The organism is Saccharothrix sp. DSM 118769, from assembly GCF_052936295.1.
Genome location: NZ_CP193627.1, coordinates 3,120,142 through 3,146,186 on the forward strand (window position 1 = coordinate 3,120,142; position 26,045 = coordinate 3,146,186).

At 78.0% G+C, this 26,045-nt stretch carries 2 protein-coding genes (1 of these 2 running past the window's edge); both read left to right on the forward strand.

Going from position 1 to position 26,045, the window contains the following annotated elements; all coding sequences use genetic code 11:
• A complete protein-coding gene (locus ACRAKJ_RS14140; protein ID WP_447008968.1) occupies positions 1-21,576 on the forward strand; it encodes a non-ribosomal peptide synthase/polyketide synthase in 21,576 nt (7,191 codons plus the stop codon).
• Positions 21,573-26,045, forward strand: the 5' portion of a protein-coding gene (locus ACRAKJ_RS14145; RefSeq protein ID WP_438925971.1) for an amino acid adenylation domain-containing protein. 10,998 nt of this gene lie beyond the right edge of the window; the window shows 4,473 of its 15,471 coding nt (coding positions 1-4,473); its start codon is at positions 21,573-21,575; its stop codon lies off the right edge, out of view. The genes ACRAKJ_RS14140 and ACRAKJ_RS14145 overlap by 4 nt, the downstream gene beginning before the upstream one ends.

The following is a 26,045-nucleotide window of genomic DNA, read 5'->3' on the forward strand; positions in this document are numbered from 1 at the left end:
ATGCCCAGCACCGGCACGTCTCGACACGCCCTGACCGCTCGACACGCCCTGACCGCGGCCCAGGCGGAGGTGTGGGCCGCCCAGCAGCTGGCGCCCGCCGACACGGCCTACACCATCGGCTTCTACCTCGACATCGACGGCCCGGTCGACCCGGAGCTGTTCCGGCGGGCGGTCACCGCGACCGTCGCCGAGTGCCCGGCGCTGCGCGCCAGGTTCGTCGCCGACGCCGACGGGGTGTGGCAGGAGGAGGTTCCCGCGGGACCGGTGCCCGTCCCGGTCGTCCACGCCGCCGACGAAGCCGCCGCCGTCGCGCACATGCGGGCCGACCTGGACCGGGTGGTGGACCTGGCGCGCGGGCCGGTCGCCGCGCACGCGCTGCTGCGCCTCGCCCCCGACCGGCACCTGTACTACTTCCGCTGCCACCACATCGCCGTCGACGGCTTCGGGCAGGCCCTGTACTGGCGCAGGCTCGCGGAGGTCTACACGGCGCTGGTCGGGAACGCGTCGCCGCCGCCCGCGTCGTTCCACCCGCCCGCCGCCCTCGTGGAGGAGGAGGACGCCTACCGCCGGTCGGCGCGCGCCGAGCGCGACCGCGAGTACTGGGCGACGGCCCTGGCGGGCGAACCCGCGCCCACCGGTCTCGGCGGTCGCACCGCCGCGCCGTCGTCGAGCCCGGTGCGCCACCGCGCCCGGCTCTCCGCCGAGGAGGAGGCGCGGCTGGCGGAGGTGGCGACGCGGTGCGGCGCCCGCACGTCCGCCGTGCTCACCGCCGCCGTGGCCGCGTACGTCCACCGCCTCACCGGCGCGCACGACGTCTCCCTGGCCGTGCCGTTCACCGGCAGGCTCACCCGGACCGCGCTGAACACGCCCGGCATGCTGGCCAACGAGCTGCCGGTGCGGACGGCGGTGCGCCCGTCCGACCCGTTCGCCTACGTCGTCACCCGCACCGCCGCGGCCCTCGCGTCGGCCGCGCGGCACCAGCGCCACCGCGGCGAGGACCTGCGCCGCGAGCGCGGCGGCGACGCGCCGGCCCGGGTGCTCGTCAACATCCTGTCGTTCGACATGACGCCCCGGTTCGCCGGGCACGAGGCCCGGCCGGTGCAGCTGTCCACGCCGCCGGTCGCGGACGTCGCCGTCACCTTCTTCGGCTCTCCCGGCGCGCCCGGCGGCGTGCGGGTCGTGCTCGACGCCAACCACCGGCTCCACAGCCCCGCCGAGGCCGCCGCCCACCTGGACCGCTTCCTCGGGTTCCTGCGCGCGCTGCTCGCGGCACCCGACGCCCCGGTCGGCCGGGCGGAACCGCTCCTCCCCGGCGAGCGGGAACGCCTGCTCGACCTCGGCAGCGGCGCACCGGCCCCGGCCGGGCGCGCGGACCTGCCGGACCACTTCCGCGCGGTGGCCCGCCGCCTGCCGGACGCGACCGCGGTCGCCTGGTCCGGCGGGTCGCTGACCTACGCCGAACTCGACGCCGCCTCCGACCGCCTCGCCGCACGGTTGCGCGCCGCGGGCGCGGGCCCGGAGCGCTCGGTGGCGCTGCTGCTCGACCGGTCGGCCCACCTGGTCGTCGCGACCCTCGCGGTGGCCAAGTCGGGCGCGGCGTACCTGCCGCTGCGCGCGGGCAGCCCGGCCGCGTACCAACGGCGGCTCGCCCGGGACGTCGTGGCGGTGGTCGCCGACGCGGCCACCGCGGCCGAGGCCGCGGGCCTCGACGCGCCGGTGGTCGCCGCGGACGACCCGCGCGAGGAGGCCGGGGACCCGGGTCCCCGCCCCACCGGCGGGCATCCCGACCGGCTCGCCTACGTCATCCACACCTCCGGGTCGACCGGCGAGCCCAAGGGCGTCGCCGTCACCCACGCCGACGTGGTCGCGCTGGCCCTCGACGGCGCGTTCCGCGGCGGCGCGCACGACCGCGTCCTGCTGCACTCCCCGCACACCTTCGACGCGGCCACCTACGAGCTGTGGGTCCCGCTGCTCAACGGCGGCCGGGTCGTGCTCGCCCCGCCGGGGCAGCTCACGGCCGCCGGTCTCGCCGGGGCCGTCGCCGAGCACCGGGTGACCGGGATGTTCCTCACCAGCGCCCTGTTCCAGCTGATCGCCGAGCAGGACCCGGCCGCGTTCGCCGGCGCCCGCGAGGTGTGGGCGGGCGGCGAGGCGGTCCCGGCGGGGGCGGTCCGGCGCGTCCTGTCGGCCTGCCCGGACCTGACCGTCGTCAACGGCTACGGTCCGACCGAGGCCACGACGTTCGCGCTGAAGCACACCGTGCCCCCCGCCGCACCCCTCTCCGGCCCTTCGGGCACCGTCCCGATCGGACTGCCGCTCGACGGCGTGCGCGTGCGCGTCCTCGACACCCGACTGGGACTGGTCCCGCCCGGCGCGCCCGGCGAGCTGTACCTCGCCGGGGAGGGCCTCGCGCGCGGCTACCGGGGCCGACCGGGGTACACCGCCGAGCGCTTCGTCCCCGACCCGCACGGCCCCGCCGGGAGCCGGGCGTACCGGACCGGCGACCTGGTGCGCTGGACCGACGGGGGAGTGCTGGAGTTCCTCGGCCGCGCCGACGACCAGGTCAAGCTGCGCGGCTTCCGCATCGAGCCGGGCGAGGTGGCCGCCGTGCTGGCCGGGCACCCCGCCGTGGGCGCGGCGCACGTGGTGGTCCGCGAGGACCGGCCCGGCGACCGGCGCCTGGTCGGCTACCTCACCGCGACCGCGCCGGTGTCCGCCGCGGAGGTGCGCGCGCACGTCGCCGCGGTCCTGCCGGACTACCTGGTGCCCAGCGCGCTGGTGGTGCTCGACGCGTTCCCGCTCACCCCCAACGGGAAGGTGGACCGGGCCGCGCTGCCCGCGCCCGAGCGCGCCGCGGGCACGGGCCGCGCGCCGGCCACACCGCGCGAGGAGGCGCTGGCCGGCCTGTTCCGCGAGGTGCTCGGTGTGCCCGCGGTGTCGGCCGACGACGACTTCTTCGCCGCCGGCGGCCACTCCCTGCTGGCGCTGCGGCTCGTCGGCCGGGTGCGCGCGGTGTTCGGGGCGGAGCTGGGCCTGCGGGAGGTGTTCGACGCGCCGACGGTGGCCGCGCTGGCCGCCCGCCTCGCCCCCACTGCCACCGGCAGGCCGCCGATCACGCCCCGCACCCCGGGCACGAGGGTGCCGCTGTCCTCCTCGCAGCGCAGGCTGTGGGTCCTCGACCGCCTCACCGCCGACCGGGCCGCCTACCACGTCCCGGTGGCCGTGCGGCTGACCGGCGACCTCGACCGCGCCGCGCTGGGCACCGCGCTGCGCCTGGTGCTCGACCGCCACGAGGCGCTGCGCACCGTCATCGCGGAGGACGCCGGGGGACCGCACCAGGTGGTGCTCGCGCAGCCCCGGTTCGCCGTGGCGGACCCGGGACCGGGCGAAGCCCCCGCGGACCTGGTCCGCCGCCCGTTCGACCTCGCCGCGGACCTGCCGCTGCGCGCCTGGCTGCTGACCGAGCCCGGCGGCGCGCACGTGCTCCTGCTGGTCCTGCACCACATCGCGGGGGACGAGCGGTCGCTGACCGTGCTGACCCACGAGCTGGTGGCCGCCTACACCGCCGCCACCGAGGGGCGGGCGCCCGACTGGCGGCCCCTGCCCGTGCAGTACGCCGACTACGCGCTCTGGCAGCACGAACTGGCCGCGACCGACGCGGACGGGGGGCCGGGGTGGTGGCGGGACCGCCTCGCGGACCTGCCCGCCGAACTCGCGCTGCCCGCCGACCGGGCCCGCCCGGCGGTGGCCTCGTACCGCGGTGGCGAGGTCACCGCCGCGGTACCCGCCCCGCTGCGGCGACGGCTGGCCGCGCTCGCGTCGGACCGGGGCGCGACGCTGTTCATGGTGCTGCACGCGGCGCTGGCCGCGCTGCTGAGCCGGACCGGCGCGGGCGACGACGTCACGGTCGGGGCACCCGTGGAGGGCAGGCCGGACCCCGCCGTCGACGACGTCGTCGGGGTCTTCCTGAACATGCTGGTGCTGCGCCTGGACACCTCGGGCGACCCCTCGTTCGCCGAGCTGGTGGACCGCGCCAGGGACGTGGACCTCGACGCCTACGACCACGCGCACGTGCCGTTCGAGCGCGTCGTGGAGGAGGTCGCCCCCGAGCGGTCGCTGGGCCGGCACCCGCTGTTCCAGGTGGTGCTCGCCCTCAACGTCGAGCAGGACGCCGCGCTGCGCGCCTTCGACGCGCTGCCCGGCCTGTCCGCCTCGGCCGCCACCGTCGGCACGGGCACCGCCAAGTTCGACCTGACCGCGACCTTCGTGGACCGGGGCGGGGAGCTGGCGCTCACCCTGGAGTTCGCGCGCGACCTCTTCGACGACGGGACCGCCCGCCGCCTGGCGCGGTGGCTGGTGCGCGTGCTGGAGCAGGGCGCCGCCCACCCGGACCGGCCGATCGGCGAGCTGGACCTGCTCGACGCCGACGAGGCCCACCTCCTGCGGGTGACGTGGAACGACACCGCCGTCCCCGGCACGCCGCCCGACGTCCTGGACTCGGTGTTCGCGCAGGACCCCGCCGCCGTGGCCGTGGTGTGCGGCGGGGCCGAGATCACGTACGGGGACCTGCTCGGGCGGGTGGAGCGGGTGGCGTCCGGGCTGCGGGCCCGGGGCGTGGGCGCCGAGTCCGTGGTCGGGGTGGTGCTGCCCCGGTCGGTGGACCTGGTCGTGGCGCTCCTCGCGGTCTGGCGGGCCGGCGGCGCCTACCTGCCGCTCGACGCGGGGCTGCCCGCGGAACGACTGGCGTTCCTGCACTCCGACGCCGCCCCCGCGCTCGTGGTCACCGAGGGCGTCATGGCGGAGCTGTCCCGGGGGACCGGCGCGCCGACCCCGGGTGGCGCCGTGCCGCCGGACCGGGCCGTGCTGCCGGACCAGGCCGCGTACGTGATCTACACGTCGGGGTCGACGGGTCGGCCGAAGGGTGTGGTGGTGTCGCGGGGGAACGTGGCGAACCTGTTGGGTGACATGCGGGTGCGGTTGGGTTTGTCGTCGTCGGACCGGTGGTTGGCGGTGACGACGGTGGGGTTCGACATCTCGGTGCTGGAGCTGTTCGGTCCGCTGACCTCCGGCGGCCGGGTCGTCCTCGCGGAGGAGCGCGACGTCCGAGACCCGGCGGCCCTGCGCGCCCTCGTCGAGCGCCGCGGCGTCACGGTCGCGCAGGCGACGCCCACCCTGTGGGACGTGGTGCTGGCGAGCGAGCCCGCCGCGGTCGACGGGCTGCGCGTGCTCGTGGGCGGCGAGGCGCTGCCCGCCGGTGTCGCGGACGGGCTCGCCGCGCGCGCCGCGTCGGTGCTCAACGTGTACGGGCCCACCGAGACCACCGTGTGGTCCACCAGCGCCCCCGTGCGCGGCGGGGACCTGCCCTCCATCGGCGGCCCGCTGGCGCGGACCCGGGTGCACGTGCTCGACGAGCGGCTGCGCCCGGTGCCGGTCGGGGTGCCCGGTGAGCTCTACATCGCCGGGGCCGGCGTCACCCGCGGCTACCTGGCGCGCGGCGCGCTGACGTCGACGAGGTTCGTCGCGGACCCGTTCGACCGGTCCGGGCGGCGGATGTACCGCACGGGCGACCGGGTGCGGTGGCTGCCGACCGGCGAGCTGGCCTTCCTCGGCCGGATCGACGACCAGGTGAAGCTGCGCGGGTTCCGCATCGAGCCGGGCGAGGTCGAGGCGGTCCTGCGGGCGCACCCGGCGGTCGGCGCGGCGGCCGTCGTGCTCCGCGAGGACGTCCCCGGAACGCCCCGGCTCGTCGCCTACACCACCGGCGCCGCCGAGCCCGCGGACCTGGCGGCCCACGCCGCCGCCCGGCTGCCCGGCCACGCGGTGCCCGCCGCGTTCGTCGTGCTCGACACCCTGCCCACCACGCCGAACGGCAAGCTGGACCGGCGGGCCCTGCCCGCGCCGGACCTCCCCGCCCCCGGTCCCGGCCGCGCACCCGCCACGCCGCGCGAGGCACTGCTGCTCGCCCTGGTCGCGGAGGTCCTGGGCGTGCCGGACGCGGGCGTGGACGACGGGTTCTTCGCCCTGGGCGGCGACAGCGTCCTGGCCATGCGCCTGGTCGCCGCGGCCCGGAAGCGCGGGCTGGTGCTGTCCGAGCGGGACGTGTTCAGCCGCGCGACCGTCGCCGACCTGGCGTCGGTGGCCGCCGACGTGGCCGGGGAACCGCCGACCGCCGCCGGGACCGGGGAGCCGCCGGCCGCCGCCGGGCCGGCCGGGCGCGACGACCCGGCACTGCGGGCCGAACCCGGCGTGGAGGACGTCCTGCCCCTCACGCCGTTGCAGGAGGGGTTGCTGTTCCACCACCTCTACGAGGGCGCGGGCGGCGACGTCTACACGATCCAGGTCCACGTCGACGTCGACGGCGCGGTGGACGCCGCCCGGCTGCGCTCCGCGCTGGACGAGCTGGCGCGCCGGCACCCGGCCCTGCGGGCGGAGTTCCGCCACGCCGGGCGCGCCGAGCCCGTGCAGGTGATCCGCGACGACGTCCGGGTACCGCTGCGGGAGGTCGTCTCCGCCGGGTTCGACCGGGTCGCCGAGCAGGAGCGCGCCACCGGGTTCGCGGCGGACACCGCACCGCTGGTCCGCTGCGCCCTGGTGCGCGGCGACGGCGACCGGTGCCGGCTGCTGCTCACCCTGCACCACCTCCTCGTGGACGGCTGGTCGCTGTCGGTCCTGCTGCGGGACCTGCTCGCCGCCTACGCGGGCCGCGTGCTGCCGCCCGCCCGGACCCACGCCGACCACCTGCGCTGGCTGGGCACCCGCGACCACGCCGCCGCGCTCGCCGCGTGGCGGCCCGTGCTGGCCGCCGCCGGCGAACCCGCGCTGCTGGCGGCGCCCGGGGCCCGGTCCACCGAGCCGCCCCGCGCCGTCCGCTTCGACCTGGGCGAAGCCGGGTCCGCCGAGGTGGTCGCCTTCGCCCGCGCCCGCGGGTTCACCGTGAACACCGTCGTGCAGGGCGCCTGGGCGCTCGCGCTCGGGCACCTGCTGGGCCGGGTCGACGTGGCGTTCGGCGTTGCGGTGGCGGGCCGGCCGCCGGAGCTGGCCGGCGTCGCGGACGTCGTGGGCCTGCTCGCGAACACCGTCCCGGTGCCCGTCCACGCGCACCCGGCGCGCACCGCGGCCGACCTGCTCACCACCCTCCAGCGGCAGCAGGCGGACCGCTCGTCGGCCACCCACGTCGGGCTGGCCGACCTCCAGCGCCTGGCCGGCGGCGACCTGTTCGACACCGTGCTCGTGTTCGAGAACTACCCCTACGACCGCGGGGCGCTCGACGACCTGGCCGCCGCCTCGGGCCTGTCGATCACCGGGGTGGGCGGGCACGACGCCACGCACTACCCGGTGACCCTGGTCGTGGTGCCCGGCGCGACGATCTCGTTCCGCCTCGACCACCGCCCGGACCTGGTGCCGCCGGCGCGCGCCGGCGACCTGGCCGCCCTGCTGCTGCGGGCGCTGCGCCTGGTCCTCTCCGCGCCCGACCGCCCGCTGGCCCGCGGCGACCTCCTCGCCCCGGGCGACAGGCGGCGCCTCGCCGCGCTGGACGGCCCGACCGCGCCGCTCCCGCCGACGACGCTCACCGCGCTCCTGGACGACCGGTGCGCCCGGACGCCGGACGCGCCCGCGGTCCGCTCCGCCGGCACCACCCTGACCTACCGCGAGCTGCACGACCGCGCCTCGGCCGTCGCGGCCCGGGTGGTCGCGGCGGGTGGCGGGCCCGGCCGGTTCGTCGCCGTGGCGCTGCCGCGCGGGCTGGACCTCGTGGTCGCCCTCGTCGGCGTGCTCAAGGCCGGCGCCGCCTACGTGCCGGTCGACCCGGAACTCCCGGCCGAGCGCGTGGCGCTCCTGCTCGACGACGCCCGCCCGGCGGTGGTGGTCACGACGCCGGCGGTCGCCCTGCCGCCGGTGTCCGTGCCGGTGGTCGACCCGACCGGCGGCGAACCGGGCGGCGGTGAACCGACCGGCGGTGAACCGGCCGGCGAACCGGCGCCGGGCGTGGTCCTGCCCGTCCCCGCGCCGGGCGACCCGGCCTACATGATCTACACCTCCGGGTCGACCGGCCGGCCGAAGGGCGTGGTCGTCCCGCACTCGGCCATCGTCAACCGGCTCCTGTGGATGCAGGACGAGTACCGGCTGGAGGCCGACGACCGGGTCCTCCAGAAGACGCCCGCGGGCTTCGACGTGTCGGTCTGGGAGTTCTTCTGGCCACTGGTCCAGGGCGCACTGCTCGTCGTGGCCCGGCCCGGCGGCCACCGGGACCCGGAGCACCTGGCGGAGCTGATCCGCGCCGAGGGGATCACGATCGCGCACTTCGTGCCCTCGATGCTGCGCGCCTTCCTCGACGTGCCCGGCGCGCGGCACTGCACCGGCCTGCGCCGGGTCGTGTGCAGCGGCGAGGAGCTGACCGCCGACCTGCGCGCGCGGTGGTACGCCCTGCTGCCCGTGCCGCTGCACAACCTCTACGGCCCGACCGAGGCCGCGGTGGACGTCACCGCGCACGCCTGCGACCCGGCCGACACCGGGCCGGTGCCGATCGGGCGCCCCATCCGGAACACCACCGCGCGCGTCCTCGACGCCGCCCTGCGCCCCGTGCCCGTCGGGACGCCCGGTGAGCTGTACCTGGCGGGTGCCTGCCTGGCCACGGGGTACCACGGCCGCGCCGCGCTCACCGCGCAGCGGTTCGTCGCCGACCCGGCGGGCCCGCCCGGGTCCCGGCTCTACCGCACCGGCGACATCGCCCGCCTGCGCCCGGACGGGGAACTGGACTTCCTCGGGCGCGCGGACGACCAGGTCAAGATCCGCGGCGTCCGCGTCGAGCCGGGCGAGGCCCAGGCGGTGTTCGCCGCGCACCCCGGCGTCGCGGCCTGCGCGGTGGTGGTCCGCGAGGACCACCCGGGCAGCCCGCGCCTGGTCGCCTACGTCGTGCCGGACCCGGGGGCCGCCCCCGACCCCGCCGACCTGGTCGCGCACGCCGCCGCGCGGCTGCCCGAGCACGCCGCGCCCACGGCGGTGGTGCTGCTCGACGCGCTGCCCACCACCCCGAACGGCAAGCTCGACCGACGCGCGCTCCCCGCGCCCGTCGTGACCGGTCGGTCGGGCCGCCCGCCCGCCACACCGGTCGAGGCGGCGCTCGCCGACCTGTTCTCCGAGGTGCTCGGGGTGCCGGGGGTGTCGGCCGAGGACAGCTTCTTCGCGCTCGGCGGCGACAGCATCCTGTCCCTGCAACTGGTCGGCCTGGCCCGCGGCGCCGGGCTGGCGCTGACCCCGCGCGAGATCTTCGAGGCGCGCACCGTCGAGGCGCTCGCGGCGCTGGCGAGGTCCGCGGAGCCCGCACCGCGCCCCGCCCCGGCCCCGTCCGGCCCGCTGGCCCCGTTCCCCATGCAACGCTGGCTGTCGGCGCTCGGCGGCCCGGTGGACGGGTTCGCGCAGGTCCTGGTCGTCCGGGCGCCCGCCGGGGTCCGGACCGCCGACCTGGCCGAGGCGGTGCGGCGCCTGGCCGACCACCACGAGGCGCTGCGCCTCACGGGCGGGCCCGAGGGGCTGCGCGTGCGCCCGCCGGGCGTGCCCGTCCCCGACCCGGTCGCCGTGGACACCTCCGCCCTGACCGGCGCCGCGTTCGCCGACGTGGTCGAGGAGCAGGCGGACCGGGCGAGGCGCGCGCTGAGCCCGTCCGAGGGGCGCGTGGTCGCGGCGGTCCACTTCGACCGCGGCCCCGCCCGACCCGGTGCCTTCCTGCTCGCGATCCACCACTACGCCGTGGACGGGGTGTCCTGGCGCGTCCTGCTGCCCGACCTGGCCGTCGCCGTCGACCGCCCGGGGGAACCGCTGCCCCCGGTCCGGACGGCGCTGCGCCGGTGGGCCGAGCACCTGCACGCCGGCGCCGCCGCCCACCGCGCGGAACTGGCCCACTGGGTCGACGTCCTCCGCGACGCGCCCCCGCGACGCCTCGACCCCGCGCTGGACCGGCACGCCACCGCGGGTCGCCGGCGCGACCGCCTGCCCACCGCCACCACGACCGCACTGGTGGGGGACGTCGCCCGCGCTTTCCACGCGGGCGTCGACGAGGTGCTGCTCACCGCGTTCGCCGTCGCGGTGCGGCTCTGGCGCGGCACCCCCGACCCGGTGCTGGTCGACGTGGAGGGCCACGGCCGGCAGGACGGCGACCTGGACCGCACCGTCGGCTGGCTGACCTCGCTGCACCCGGTGCGGCTGGACGCCGGACCGGTGCGCGCCGGCGACCTCGCGGGCGGGCGGGCGCTCGACCGCGCGCTCAAGCGCGTCAAGGAGCAGCTGCGCGCGGTGCCGGGCCGGGGCGTCGGCCACGGCGTGCTGCGCCACCTCGACGACGAGGGGCGGGCGGCGCTCGCCCCCCTGGGCACACCCCCGCTGGGCGTGAACTACCTCGGCAGGCTGGCGGCAGACGGCGGCCGGGACTGGGACGTGCTGCCCGCGTGGGCGGGCGTCGGCGGACGCGCGCACGAGGACCTGCCGCTCGCGCACGAGATCGACCTGGACGTGGTGGTCTTCGACGGGCCGGGCGGTCCCGAGCTGGACAGCACGTGGACCTGGGCCGCGCGGCTGGTGTCCGACACCGACGTCGCCGAGCTGTCCGCGCTGTTCCACGCGGTGCTCGACGGCCTCGCCGCCCTGGTGCGGCTGCCGGGCGCGGGCGGGCGCACCCCGTCCGACCTGCCGCTGGTCCGGCTGACCCAGGCCGACGTCGACCGGCTCGCCGACGCGCAGGACGTGCTGCCCCTGACCCCGACGCAGGAGGGGCTGCTGTTCCACCGCGCCTCCGTGGGCGCCGACGCCGACGTCTACACGACCCAGGTCCACCTGGACCTGGTGGGGGAGCTGGACGCCGAGCGGCCGGGCGCCGCGCTCGCCCACCTGCTCGACCAGCACCCCAACCTGCGGGCGGGCCTGCGGCACGCCGACCTGTCCACGCCCGTGGCGGCCGTGCCCGCGGCGGTCGGGGCGAGGTGGCGGGTGGTCGACCTGACCGCCACGCCCGAACCCGACCGCGCGAACGCCGCGGACGCGGTGACCGAGGAGGAGCGCACCGCGCCGTTCGACCTGGCCGACCCGCCGCTGGTGCGCGGCGCCCTGCTCAGGACGGGCGTCGACCGGCACCGGCTCGTGCTCACCGCCCACCACGCCGTGCTCGACGGCTGGTCCACGGCGCTCGTCGTGCGGGCGCTGCTCGCCGCCTGCGCCGGGCGGGAACCCGACCTCGCGCCGCCCTACCGGGCCTACCTGCGGTGGCGGGCCGAGCAGGACGCCGAGGCCGCCGCCGCCGCGTGGCGCGACGCGCTCGCGGACCTCGACGGGCCGACGCTCGTCGGCGAGCCGGGCGTGGTCACCGCCGAACCGCCCCGCCCCCTGCGGTTCGCGCTCGACGCGCCGACGACCGCCGCGCTGACCGACCTCGCGCGCGCCGAGGGCGTCACCGTCAGCACCGCGGTCCAGCTCGCCTGGGCGCTGGTGCTCGGCGCGCTCACCGGCAGGACCGACGTCGTGTTCGGCGCCGTCGTGTCCGGCCGGCCCGCCGACCTGCCCGGCGCGCGGGACATGATCGGCCTGTTCATCGAGACCGTGCCGGTGAGGTTCCGGCTGCGCCCCGGCGCCCCCACCGCCGACCTGCTCGCCGAGGCGCACCGCGACCAGGCCGCGCTGCTGGACCACCACCACCTGGGCACCGCCGGCATCCAGCGGGCCGCGGGCCTCGGGGAGCTGTTCGACACCTCCGTGGTGTTCGAGAACTACCCGGTCGACGCCGAGGGACCGGCCGCGACCGCCGGGTTGCGCATCGAGGCGGTCGGCGGGCACGACGCGACGCACCACGCGCTGGGCCTCGCCGTCACGCCCGGCCCCCGGCTGGGGTTCCGCCTCGACGCCCGGCCGGACGCCGTCGACGACGAACGGGCCCGCGCCGTGGCCGGGCTGCTGCTGCGGACCCTGCGCGCGATCGCCGGGCGCGAGCGCGTCCGACCGGCCGGGCTCGTGCTCCCGCAGGCACCCCCCGCGTCGACCCCACCGCGCGCCGGCGGCACCGTGCTCGACCTGTTCGCGGCACGGGTGGCCGCCGCGCCGCACGCCCCGGCGGTGCTCTCCGACTCCGGCACCCTGTCCTACGCGGACCTCGACGGCCGCGCCAACCACCTCGCGGCGGAACTGGTGGGGCGGGGCCTGGGCGCGGAGGACGTCGTCGCGCTCGTCCTCCCGCGCGGCGAGCTGTTCCCCGTCGCGGTGCTGGCGGTCCTCAAAGCGGGTGCCGCCTACCTGCCCGTCGACCCCGACCACCCCACCGCACGTGTCCTCCAGGTGCTCGCCGACACCCGGCCGGCACTCGTGCTCGGCACCGCCGCGCTCGCGACAGGGCTGCCGGCCGACCGGCTCGTGCTGCTCGACGCCGCCGGGCGCGCGGGGCACCGCGACCGCGGCCCCGACGTGGAGGTCCGGCCGGACGCGGCGGCCTACGTCATCCTCACCTCCGGGTCCACCGGCGCGCCCAAGGGCGTGGTGGTCCCGCACCGGGGCATCCCGAACCTGGCGCTGGCGCAGGCCGACCGGCTCGGGATCGGGCCGTCGTCGCGGGTGCTCCAGGTGGCCTCACCCGGTTTCGACGCGGCGGTGGCCGAGCTGTGGACCGCCCTGGCGACCGGGGCCGCCGCGGTGTTCCTCGACCGGGACCGGCTGGCGCCCGGCGCGCCGCTGGCCCGCGCGCTGGCCGGGTTCGCCGTCACCCACGTCACGCTGACCCCCTCGGTGCTCGCCGCCGTGTCCGGGGACGAGGTGCCCGCCGGGGTCGTGCTGGTGGTCGCGGGGGAGGAGTGCCCCGCGGCGCTGGTCGAGCGGTGGTCCGCCGACCACGTGCTGGTCAACGCGTACGGGCCCGCCGAGGCCACCGTGTGCGCCACCATGAGCGGGCCGCTGCGCGGCGCGGTCGTCCCGCCGCTGGGCGAACCGGTCGACGGCGTCGGCGTGCGGGTCCTCGACGCCTGGCTGCGCCCGGTGCCGCGCGGCACCGCGGGCGAGCTGTACGTGTCGGGCGCGGGCCTGGCCCGCGGCTACTCGCACCGCCCGGACCTGACCGCGCAGCGCTTCGTCGCCTGCCCGGACGGACCTCCCGGCGCCCGCATGTACCGCACGGGCGACGTGGTCCGGGTCGACCACGACGGCGCGCTGCGCTACCTCGGCCGCGCCGACCGCCAGGTCAAGGTCCGCGGCGCCCGGGTGGAACCCGCCGAGGTCGAAGCCGCGCTCGCCGCGCTGCCCGGTGTGCGGCGGGCCGTCGTGGTGGTGCGGCCCGACCGCACCGGCGCGCCCTCGCTCGTGGGGTACGTCGTGCGCGACGCCGACGCGGTCGGGGACCCGCGCGCCGCGCTGGCGGCGACGCTGCCCGCGCACCTCGTGCCCGCGGCCGTGGTCGACGTGGCCGGGTTCCCGGTCACGCCGAACGGCAAGCTCGACACCGCCGCGCTGCCGGCCCCCGCCGAGCACGTCCCGGTGGACAGGGCGCCGCGCACCCCCGGCGAGGCGGCCCTCCGCGACCTGTTCGCGGAGGTGCTCGGGGTGCCCGCGGTCGGCCCGGACGACGGGTTCTTCGCCCTGGGGGGCCACTCGCTGCTCGCCACCCGGCTGGTCGGCCGGGTGCGCACCGTGCTCGGGGTCGACCTGGGCGTGCGGCAGCTGTTCGACGCGTCGACACCGGCGGCGCTCGCGGCGTTCCTGCCCGGCGCGTCGGCCGCGCGGCCCCCGCTCACCCGCCGACCCCGCCCCGACCGCGTCCCCGCCTCGCCCGCGCAGCAGCGCCTGTGGTTCCTCGACCGCCTCGACGCGGGCGGCGCCTACCACCTGTCCGCCGCGCTGCGGCTGTCCGGGCCGCTCGACGCCGCCGCCGTGGAGGCCGCGCTCGCCGACGTGGCCGCCCGCCACGAGGCGCTGCGCACCGTCCTCGCCCACGACGCCGACGGCCCGCACCAGAGGGTGCTCGCCGACGCCCGACCGGAGCTCGCGGTGCGGACGTGCGACCCGGACCACCTGGGGGACCTGCTCGCGGACCTGGCGGCCCGGCCGTTCGACCTGGCCGCGGACCTCCCGCTGCGCACGGCCCTCGTCGACGCGGGCGGCGACGGCCACGTCCTGCTGCTGGTGCTCCACCACGCCGCCGCCGACGGGTGGTCGCTGCGGCCCCTGCTGCGCGACCTCGACACCGCCTACACCGCCCGCCTCGCCGGGCGGGCCCCCGACTGGGCGCCGCTGCCGGTGCAGTACGCCGACCACACCCTGTGGCAGCTGGAGGGCCTCGGGGACGAGGACGACCGGGACAGCCCGATCGCGAGCCAGCTCGCGCACTGGCGCTCGGTCCTGGCCGGGCTGCCGCCCGAGACGGCGCTGCCGACCGACCGCCCCCGGCCCACCTCCCCGTCCCACCGCGGCGGTACCGTCCCGTTCTCCCTGGACCGCGCGGACCACGAGGCGCTGCGCGCGCTGGCCCGCGACCACGGCGCCACGCTGTTCATGGTCGCGCACGCCGCCCTGGCCGCCCTGCTCACCAGGGTCGGCGCGGGCACGGACGTCCCCATCGGGACCCCGGTGGCCGGGCGCGTGGACCCCGCCGTCGAAGACCTCGTCGGGTTCTTCGTCAACACCCTGGTGCTGCGCGTCGACACCGGCGGCGAACCGACGTTCGCGGACCTCCTGGCCCGCGTGCGGGAGACCGACCTGGACGCCTACGCCCACCAGGACGTGCCCTTCGAACGGCTGGTCGAGGTGCTGAACCCGCCGAGGTCCACCGCCCGCCACCCCCTGTGCCAGGTGGTGCTGACCGTCAACGACCCCGGGCACGTCGGCCCGCCCGCCCGCTTCGGCGGGCACGCGGCGGTGGCCGAACCGGTCCGGTCGGACTCGGCGAAGTTCGACCTGGTGCTCACCCTGGCCGAACGGCCCGGCGGCGGGGTCGACGGCGAGCTGGAGTTCGCCCACGACCTGTTCGACCCCGGCTCGGCACGGCGGCTGGTGGACCGGTTCCTCCTGCTGCTGCGGGGCGCCGCCGACGATCCGCACCGCCGCGTCAGCACCGTGGACCTGCTGTCCTCGGCCGAGCGCCGCGCCCTGCTCGCCCCGCCCGCGCGGATCGCCGAACCCGACGTGGTGCCCGCGCTGTTCGCCCGGCTCGCCGCCCGCCGCGGCGACGCCACCGCGGTCACCGACGGCACCGCGCGGCTGTCCTACGCCGAGCTGGACCGCCGCTCCGACCGGCTGGCCCGGCAGCTCGCCGCCCGCGGCGCCCGTCCGGAGGCCGTGGTGGCGGTGGCGCTGCCCCGGTCGGCCGACCTGGTGGTGGCGCTGCTCGCGGTGCTCAAGGCGGGCGCGGCCTACCTGCCGCTCGACCTGGACCACCCGCCCGCCCGGCTGGCGGCCGTGCTCGACCTGGCCGACCCGCTCCTGGTGGTCACGGACGCGGCCTCCCGCCCGCTGCTGCCGGGGGACCTGCCGTCACTGCTGGTCGACGAGCCGGGAGGGGCGGAGGCGGAGCCGGTGCGGCCCCACCCCGACCACCCCGCCTACGTCATCTTCACCTCCGGCTCGACCGGAACGCCCAAGGGCGTCGTCGTGCCGCACGCCAACGTGGTCCGCCTGCTCCGCGCCACCGCCGACGACCTCGGGCTCACCGACACCGACGTGTGGACCTGGTTCCACTCCGCCGCGTTCGACTTCTCGGTCTGGGAGATCTGGGGCGCGCTGCTCACCGGCGGCAGGGTCGTCGTCGTGCCGCGCGGCACGAGCCGCTCGCCCGGCGACTTCCGGCGGCTCGTCGCCGAGGAGGGCGTGACGGTGCTGAGCCAGACGCCGTCCGCCTTCGACCAGTTCGCGGCCGAGGTCGCGGCCGAGGCCGAAGCGGGGGCCGGTGGCCGGCTCGCGGTCAGGCTGGTCGTCTTCGGCGGCGAGGCACTGGCCTTCGACCGGCTCGCCACCTGGTGGCGGGCCCGCGGCACGGCGGCCCGCCTGGTCAACATGTACGGGATCACCGAGACCACCGTGCACGTCACCGCCCGGGACCTCGCACCGACCGACACCGGGCCGGCCAGCCTCGTCGGCCGCCCCCTGCCGCACCTGGGGACCGCCGTGCTCGGCCCCGCCCTCGAACCGGTGCCGCCGGGGACGGCGGGCGAGCTGTACGTGACCGGGGCCGGGATCGCCCGCGGCTACCTCGGTCGCCCGGACCTCACCGCCCACCGCTTCGTGGCGGACCCGCACGGGTCGCCGGGCACCCGCATGTACCGCACCGGCGACCTGGCCCGCTGGACCGCCGACGGCGAGCTGGAGTACCTCGGCCGCGTCGACGACCAGGTGCAGCTGCGGGGCTTCCGGGTCGAGCCCGGCGAGGTCGCCGCCCTGCTGGGCACCCACCCGGACGTGGCCGCGGCGGCGGCCGTGGTCCGGGAGGACCGGCCGGGCGACCCCCGACTGGTCGCCTACGCGGTGCCGCGCGGACCCGCGCCGCGCCCGGCCGACCTGCGGGCGCACCTGGCCGCCGCGCTGCCCGAGCACATGGTGCCCTCCGCCGTGGTGGTGCTCGACGCGCTGCCGCTCACCGCCAACGGCAAGCTGGACCGCGCCGCGCTGCCCGCGCCCGCCCGCACCGCCGCGCCCGCCGACCGCGGGTCGCGGGACCCGCGCGAGCAGATCCTGTGCGGCCTGTTCGCCGAGGTGCTGGGCCTGGACGAGGTCGGGGCCCACGGCGGTTTCTTCGAGCTGGGCGGCCACTCGCTCCTCGCGACCCGGCTGGTCAACCGGGTGCGCGCCACCCTGGGCGTCGACCTGTCGGTGCGCGACCTGTTCGACGCGCCCACCCCCGCCGGGCTCACCGCGCGCCTGGCCGGCGCGGGCGCGGCCCGACCCGCCCTGGCCGCCGGCCCCCGCCCGGAGCGGCTCCCGCTGTCCGCGGCCCAGCGGCGGATGTGGTTCCTGCACCAGTTCGGCGGGTCCGCCGCGAGCTACCACGTGCCGGTCGCCGTCCGCCTGACCGGCGCCCTGGACCTGCCCGCCCTGCGCGCCGCGCTGGCCGACGTCGCGGCCAGGCACGAGGTGCTGCGCACGACCTTCCCCGAGGACGCGGACGGGCCGCACCAGCTCGTCCCGGAGACCGGCGCGCCCGGGCTGACCGTCCTCGGCACCACACCCGACCGGCTCGACCACGACCTGACCCGGGAGGCGCTCGTCCCGTTCGACCTGGCGCGCGACCTGCCGCTGCGGGCGACGCTCCTCCGGCTGTCCGAAGTGGACAACGTGCTGCTGCTCGTGCTGCACCACATCGCCGTCGACGGCTGGTCCCTCGGCCCGCTCTCCCGGGACCTCGTCACGGCGTACCGCGCCCGGCGGGACGGCGGCGCACCGGTGTGGCGGGCGCTGCCCGTGCAGTACGCCGACCACGCGCTGCGGGAGGCCGCCCTCCTGGGCGAGGAGGACGACCCGACGTCGCCGCTCGCCCCGCAGGTCGAGCACTGGCGGGCACGGCTGGCGGGTCTGCCGGAGGAGACCGCCCTGCCGCTGGACCGGCCCCGCGCCGCCGTCCGGTCACCCGAGGCCGACACTGTCGGGTTCGCGCTCGACCCCGGGGTGCACGCCCGCGTCGAGGCCCTGGCCCGCGCCCGCGGCGTGACGGTGTTCATGGTCGTGCACGCCGCCGTCGCCGCGCTGCTCTCCCGCCACGGCGCGGGCACCGACGTCGCGATCGCCGTCCCGGTGGCCGGCCGGTCGGAGGCGGCGGTCGAGGACCTGGTGGGGTTCTTCGCCAACACCCTGGTCCTGCGCACCGACCTGTCGGGCGACCCGGGGTTCGGGGCGCTGCTTGACAGGGTCCGCGCGACCGACCTGGAGGCGTACGACCACCAGGACGTGCCGTTCGAGCGGCTGGTGGACCTGCTGGCACCGCAGCGGTCCACCGCTCGCCACCCGCTGTGCCAGGTGGTGCTGACCGTGGAGGAGGACGGCGAGCACCACGCCACCGCGGACGCGTTCGGCGCGGTACCCGGCCTCACGGCGTCGCCGGTGGTCGTGCGGGCCGGCACCGCGGTGTTCGACCTGGCGTTCGCCCTCGCCCGCAGGTCGGCCGAGGACGGGCGGCCCGCCGGGTACGACGGGGTGCTGCGCTACGCCACGGACCTGTTCGACCGGGCCACCGCCACCGCCCTGGCCGGGCGCCTGGTCCGCCTGGTCACCGCCGCCACCGCCGACCCCGACCGCCCCGTCACCGACCTGGACCTGCGCACGGACGAGGACCGCGAGCTGCTCGCGGCCTGGGCGGGCGCGCACCGCCCCGCCGCCGAGGTGGCCCGTTCGCTGCCGGCCGCCTTCCACGCCCGGGTCCGGCTCCACCCGGACCGGGTCGCGCTGCGGGCCGGGTCGCGGGTGCTCACCTACGGCGACCTGGCCGCGAGGGCCGCGGCCGTGGCGCACGCGCTGCGCGCCGCGGGCGTCGGCGCGGAGGACCGGGTCCTGCTGGCCGCGGACCGCTCGCCGGAGGCCGTCGTCGCCCTCCTCGGCGTGCTGGCCGCGGGGGCCGCCTACGCCCCCGTGCACGAGGGCGCGCCGCCCGCGGCGGTGCGGTCCCTGGCGAGGTCGACCGGCGCCGCGGCCGTGGTGGTCGACCCCGCCCACGCGGGGGTCGCGGACCTGCTCGGGCTGCCCACCATCACCGTGCCCGCCATCACCGTCGCCGCGGACGACCCCGTCCGCGAGGCCGCCCACGTCGACCTCACCGCCGGACCGGACGCCCTGGCCTACGTGATGCACACCTCGGGGTCGACCGGTGTGCCCAAGGGCGTCGCGGTCACCCACCGCGCCGTCCTGGAGCTGGCCGCCGACAGCCGCTGGCGCGGCGACGCGCACCGCAGGGTCCTGTTGCACTCGCCGCCGGCCTTCGACGCCTCCACGTACGAGCTCTGGGTGCCGCTGCTGTCGGGCGGCGAGGTCGTCGTGGCACCGCCCGGCGAGCTGGACGTCGCGACGCTGCGGGTGGTCGTCGCCGAGCACCGGGTGACCGCCCTGTGGCTCACCGCCGCCGTGTTCCAGCTCGTCGCCCACGAGGAGCCGGAGTGCCTCGCGGGGGTGGTCGAGCTGTGGACCGGTGGCGACGTGGTCCCCGCCGAAGCGGTGCGGCGGGTGCGCGCCCGCTTCCCCGCCCTGACCGTCGTCGACGGCTACGGGCCCACCGAGACCACCACCTTCGCCAGCTCGCACGCGGTCCGACCCGGCGACCCGGACCCGGCCGCGGTGCCGATCGGCGTCCCGCTCGACGGTGTCGTGCTGAAGGTCCTCGACGCCCGGCTGCGGCCCGTGCCGCCCGGTGTGGTCGGCGAGCTGCACATCGCCGGCTCGGGACTGGCCCGGGGCTACCTGGGTCTGCCCGGTCTCACCGCGGAGCGGTTCGTCGCCGACCCCGGCGGACCGCCCGGCTCGCGCGCGTACCGCACCGGCGACCTGGTGCGCCTGCGGGACGGGGTGCTGCACTACGTCCGGCGCGGCGACGACCAGGTGAAGCTGCGCGGGTTCCGGGTGGAGCCCGGTGAGGTCGAGGCCGTCCTCGGCGGGTTCCCGGGCGTGAGCCGCGCGGCGGTCGTGGTGCGCGCGGACGCGTCGGGGCGGGGCAGGCTCGTCGCCTACCTCGTGCCGTCGCCGGGCGCGACCCTCGACCGCGACCCGGTCCGCGCGTTCCTCGCGGACCGGCTGCCCGACTACCTGGTGCCGTCGGCGTTCGTCGTCCTCGACGCGCTGCCCCTGTCGGCCAACGGGAAGCTGGACCGCGCCGCGCTGCCGGAGCCCGAGGTCACCGCGACACCGGGGCGTGCGCCGCGCACCCACCGCGAGGCCGTGCTGTGCGAGCTGTTCGCCGAGGTGCTGCGGCTGCCGCGACCGGTGGGGGCCGAGGACGGGTTCTTCGAGCTCGGCGGCGACAGCATCCACTCCATCCAGCTGGTCAGCCGCGCCCGCCGCGCCGGGCTGGTGCTGACCGTGCGCGACGTGTTCGAGCAGCCCACCCCGGCCCGGCTGGCCGCGGTCTCCGCCGCGACCGCGGTCGCGGCGGAGGAACCGGGCGCCGGTGTGGGCGAGGTGCCGCTGACGCCGATCGTGGCCTGGCAGGCCGCGCGCGGCGGCCCCGTCGCGGGCTTCACCCAGTCGATGGCCGTGCGCGCCCCCGCCGGCCTGCGCCGGGGCGAACTGGTGGCCGCCGTGGGCGCGCTCCTCGACCACCACGACGCGTTGCGGCTGCGGGTGGACGTGGACCCGGGCGGCACCTGGCGCCTCCGCGTCCACCCGCCCGGCGCGGTGCCCGCCGAGGACGTGGTGCACCGGTGGGACGTGGCGGGGATGGACCCCGCGGACCGGGACCGCCTCCTGCGCGACCACGCCGACCGCGTCCGCCGCTCGCTCGACCCCACCACCGGACCGGTCCTGGGGGTGCTCTGGTTCGACGCGGGCCCGACAGCCCCCGGCACCGTGCTCCTGGTCGCCCACCACCTGGCCGTGGACGGCGTCTCCTGGGGCATCCTCCTCGGCGACCTGGCCCGCGCGGCCGAGCAGGTCCGCGCCGGCCGGCCGTTCGAACTGGACCCGACGACCACCTCGCTGCGCCGCTGGGCGCGGCTGCTGGACGACGACGCCCGCGGCCCGGCGCGCGCCGCCGAACTCCCGTGGTGGCAACGGGTCGTGCGCGGCCCGGACCCCCTGCTCGGCACCCGCGCGCCGGACGCCCGCGACACCCACGCCACCGCCGGCACCCTCCAGCTCACCCTGCCCGCGGAGATCACCTCGCCGCTGCTGACCGCGGTGCCCGCCGCGTACCGGGCCGGCGTGGACGAGGTGCTGCTGACCGCTTTCGCCGCCGCGGTCCGCGAGTGGCGCCGCGCCCGGGGCGTCGTGCCGACCGAGGTCCTCGTCGACGTCGAGGGCCACGGGCGGCACGACGAGACCTACCCGGGGGTCGACCTGTCCCGCACGGTCGGCTGGTTCACCACCGTCCACCCGGTGGCGCTCCACCTCGACACCGGACCCGGCGCGGTGGGCGGCGACGCGGGACGGCTGCTCAAGCAGGTCAAGGAACAGCTGCGGGCGGTACCGGGGCGCGGCCTGGGCTACGGCCTGCTCCGCCACCTCGACCCGGGCGGGGGACTGGCCGGCGCCGCCGCGCCGCAGCTGGGCTTCAACTACCTCGGACGCCTGCTCGCGGAGGAACCGGGGGACTGGGGCATGGTGCCCGACGTCGCCGGCGCGGGCGGCGGCGCGCCGCCGGAGCTGCCGCTGGCGCACGCCGTGGAGCTCAACGCGCTCACCCGCGACGGCGCGGACGGGCCCCGGCTCGTCGCGGCCTGGACGTGGGGCCGCGAGCTGCTGGCCGAAGCCGAGGTACGCGAGCTGGCCGAGCTGTGGTTCGCGGCGCTGCGCGACCTGGTCGCCCACGTCGCGGACCCGGACGCGGGCGGTCTCACCCCGTCCGACGTGGTGCTGCCCGGCGTGACGCAGGACGAGATCGACGACTGGGAACAGGAACTGGAAGCGGAGTGGGGGACGCGCGCGTGAGTCGAGCCAGCCAGGACCGCCGGGTCATCGAGGACATCCTGCCGCTGACGCCGGTGCAGCAGGGCATGGTGTTCCACCACGCCTACGAGGGGCCGTCGGGCGCCGACGTCTACGTCGCCCAACTGGTCGTCGACCTCGAAGGCGACCTCGACGCACGCGCGCTGCGGGCCGCGGCGCAGGCGCTGGTCGACCGGCACGCGACCCTGCGCACCGCCTTCCGCCGCCGGCGCACCGGCGACTGGGCGCAGGTGGTGGCCCGCACGGCGGTCCTGCCCTGGCGGGAACGGGACCTGCGCGCCGAGGACGACCCCGCCGCCGCCGCGGAGCGGGAGGCCCTGGCCGATCGCGAGCACCGGTTCGACCTCGGCGCGCCGCCGCTGCTGCGCTGCGCCCTGCTGCGCGTCGGCGAGCGCGCCCACAGGTTCGTGCTGACCAACCACCACATCGTGCTCGACGGCTGGTCGATGCCGGTGCTGCTGCGCGACCTCGTCGCGCTCTACCGCTCGGGCGGCGACGCGAGCGGCCTGCCCCCGGTGCGCCCGCACCGGGACTACTCGCGGTGGCTGGCCTCCCGCGACACCGGGGCGGCGAAGGCGGCGTGGGCACGGGCCTTCGCCGGCTTCGACGAGCCCACGCTGGTCGCCGACCCGGACGCCACCCGCGCGTCCGCCGCGCCCCGGCAGCTGGGCTTCACCCCCGAGCCGGGGGTGGCCGCCGGCCTGGCCGCCCTGGCCCGCGACCACGGGCTGACGACCAACACCGTGCTCCAGGTCTGCTGGGCGCTGGTGCTCGCCGAGCGCACCGGCCGTCCGGACGTGGCCTTCGGCTCCACGGTCGCGGGCCGCCCGCCGGAGCTGGCCGGCGTCGAGGACATGGTGGGGCTGTTCGTCAACACGCTGCCGGTGCGGGTGCGGCTGGACCCGCGCGAGCCGGTGGCCGCGCTGCTGTCCAGGGTGCAGGTCGAGCAGGCCGCGCTGCTGCCGCACCAGCACCTGGGTCCGGCCGACGTCACGGCCGTCACCGGGCTGCCGACGCTGTTCGACACCTCGTTCGTGTTCGAGAACTACCCCACCGACCCGGCCGCCGACGGCACCTTCGCGGACCTGGTCGTCACCGCCGCCCGCGGCTACGACGCCACCCACTACCCGCTGGGCCTGGTCGCCGTGGCGGACCCGGACCTGCGGTTCCTCCTCGACCACCGGCCCGACCTCGTCGACCGGGCCGAGGCCGAGGACGTCTCCGCCCACCTGCTGCGCGTGCTGGGCGCGGTCGTGGCGAACCCCGGCGTCCCGGTGGGCCACCTGGACACCCTCGACCCGGCCGTGCGCCGGCAGGTCCTGGTGACGTGGAACGACACGGCGCGCGAACACCCCGCCGACGTGCTCCCCGACCTGTTCGCCGCCCAGGTCCGCCGCACCCCCGACGCGGTGGCCCTGGTGCACCGGGACGAGTCGCTGACCTACGCCGAGCTGGACGCGCGGGCCAACGCGCTGGCCCGGTCGCTCCTCGCGCGGGGCGCGGGAGCGGAGGTCGTGGTCGCCGTGCTGGTCCCGCGGTCGGTCGACTCCGTGGTGGCGCTGCTGGCGGTGCACAAGGCGGGCGCGGTGTACCTGCCGGTGGACCCCGACTACCCGACCGAGCGCACCGCGTTCATGCTGGCCGACGCCGACCCCGCGCTGGTGGTCGCCACCGGCGCGGTCGCGCACCGGACCGCCGCCGTCCACCCGGACCGCGTTCTCGTCCTCGACGCGCCGGAGGTCCGCGCCGAACTGGAGCGCCGGCCCGCCACCGACCCCCCGCGCGCGACCACCCCGGCCCACGGCGCCTACATCCTCTACACGTCCGGGTCGACGGGCAGGCCCAAGGGCGCCCTGGTGACCCACGGCAGCCTCACCAACCTCCTGCACCACCACCGCGGGCAGGTGCTCGACCCCGCCGTGCGGGCGGTCGGCGGCCGGCGGCTGCGGATGGACCACACGGCGTCGTTCTCGTTCGACGCCTCCTGGGGGATCTTCCTGTGGATGGCCGCGCACGGGCACGAGATGCACCTCGTCGACGACGAGACCCGGCTCGACCCGGCGGCCTTCGCGGCGCAGGTCGTCCGGGAACGGGTGGACGTGATCGACCTGACCCCCAGCGAGTGCCTGCACCTCGTGGCCGCGGGCCTGCTCGACGAGGGACGGCACCGGCCGTCCGTGGTGGTCCTGGGCGGCGAGACCATCGGCGCCGGGCTGCGCGCCGACCTGAACTCGGTGCCCGGCCTGCGCGCCTACAACCTCTACGGCCCGACGGAGTGCACCGCCGACACGACCATCGGCGAGGTCCGCGCCGACAGGCCGGCCGAGCTGGGCCCGCCGATCGACAACGTCCGCTGCTACGTGCTCGACCCCTGGCTGCGGCCGGTGCCGCCGGGCACCGCGGGTGAGCTGTACGTGGCCGGCGCGGGCCTGGCCCGGAACTACCTGGGCAGGCCCGGCCTGACCGCGCAGCGGTTCGTGGCCAACCCGTTCGAGGCGGGCGGCGGGCGCCTCTACCGCACCGGCGACCGCGTCCGGTGGTCGGCCGCCGGGCTGATCGAGTACGTCGGCCGGACCGACGACCAGGTGAAGCTGCGCGGGTTCCGCGTCGAACCCGGCGAGGTGGAGGCCGTCCTCGGCGAGCACCCGTCGGTGCTCCAGTGCGCGGTCGTGCTCCGCGAGGACCGCCCCGGCGACCCGAGGCTCGTCGCCTACGCGACCGCGGCGGGCCCGATCGACCACGCGGCCGTGCGGGCGCACCTCGCGGAGCGGCTGCCGGGGCACATGGTGCCGTCGGCGGTCGTCGTGCTCGACGCGCTGCCGATGACGCCCACCGGCAAGCTGGACCGCCTGGCGCTGCCCGTGCCCGACCTCCTCGGCACCGCGGGGCGGGCGCCCGCGACCCCGCGCGAGGAGGTCCTGTGCGGGCTGTTCGAGGAGGTGCTCGGCGTCGAGCGGATCAGCCCCGACACCGGCTTCTTCGACCTCGGCGGGCACTCGCTGCTGGCGATGCGCCTCGTGGGCCTGGTGCGCGTCGCCCTCGGCGTGGAGCTGCCCGTGCGCGCGCTGTTCGACGCGCCGACCCCCGCCGGCCTCGCCCGCGCCCTCGTCGGCGCCGACGAGGCGCGCACCCCGCTGACCGCCCGCCCCCGACCCGGGCGCATCCCGCTCTCGCCCGCCCAGCGCAGGCTGTGGTTCCTCAACGCCTACGAACCCGACGGCTCCACCTACCACACGCCCACCGCCCTCCGGCTGCGCGGCGAGGTCGACCGGGACGCCCTCGCCGCCGCGCTCGTCGACGTCGCCGACCGGCACGAGGCGCTGCGCACGACCTTCCCGGAGGACGCCGAAGGACCCCACCAGCGGGTGCTCCCGCCGGGCTCGACGCCCGGCCTGACCGAGCGGGACACCACGCACGACCGGCTCCACGAGGTGCTCCGGGCCGAGGTCGAACGCCCGATCAGGCTGGACGCCGAGGCCCCGTTCCGGGCCCACCTCGTGCACGTCGGCCACGACGACCACGTCCTCCTGCTGGTGGCGCACCACGTGGCGGTGGACGAGTGGTCGATCGGCGTCCTCCTGCGCGACCTGACCACCGCCTACGCGGCCCGCCGGACCGGGAGCGCCCCGGACTGGGCGCCGCTGCCCGTCCAGTACGCGGACTACGCGCTGTGGCGGCGGGACGTGCTCGGCGACGACGCCGAGGACGGCGAGGTCGCCCGCCAGGCCGTGAGCAGGCTGCGGTACCTGGCCGGGCTGCCCGAGGAGCTGGCGCTGCCCGTCGACCGGCCGCGCCCGGCCGACCCGGACCACCGCGGCGGCGCGGTGGCGTTCACCGTGCCCGCCGACGTGCACGCGGGCCTCGTCGCGCTCGCCCGCGCCCACCACGCCACGGTGTTCATGGTCCTGCACACCGCGCTCGCGGTCCTGCTGACCCGCTTGGGCGCGGGCACGGACCTCCCGATCGGCACCCCCGTCGCGGGCCGGTCGGACCCGGCGGTGGCGGACGTGGTCGGCCTGTTCCTCGACACCCTCGTGCTGCGCGCCGACACGGCGGGCGACCCGTCCTTCACCACCCTGCTCGGCCGGGTCCGCGACGGCGACCTGGCCGCGCACGACGAGCAGGACGTGCCGTTCGAGCGGCTGGTGGAGCTGCTCAACCCGACCCGGTCGCACGGCAGGCACCCGCTGTTCCAGGTCCTGCTGTCGACGCACACCGCCGCGCCGCCCCTCGCCCCCTGGCCCGGGGCCGAGGTCTCCGGTGTGCCGCTCGGCACCGGCAGCGCGCGGTTCGACCTCGCGTTCGAGATCGGGGAGCTGCCGGGCGGAGGGCTCGACGCGGTCCTGGAGTACCGGGCCGACCTGTTCGACGAGGCCACGGCCCGGTCACTGGCGACGTGGTTCGGGCGGGTGCTGGCACAGGCGGTGGCCGACCCCGGTCGGCGGCTGGGC

Bases quoted from the DNA above. Each gene is read 5' to 3' on its own strand.
- ACRAKJ_RS14140 (WP_447008968.1), top strand. From the start codon at position 1: ATGCCCAGCACCGGCACGTCTCGACACGCCCTGACCGCTCGACACGCC.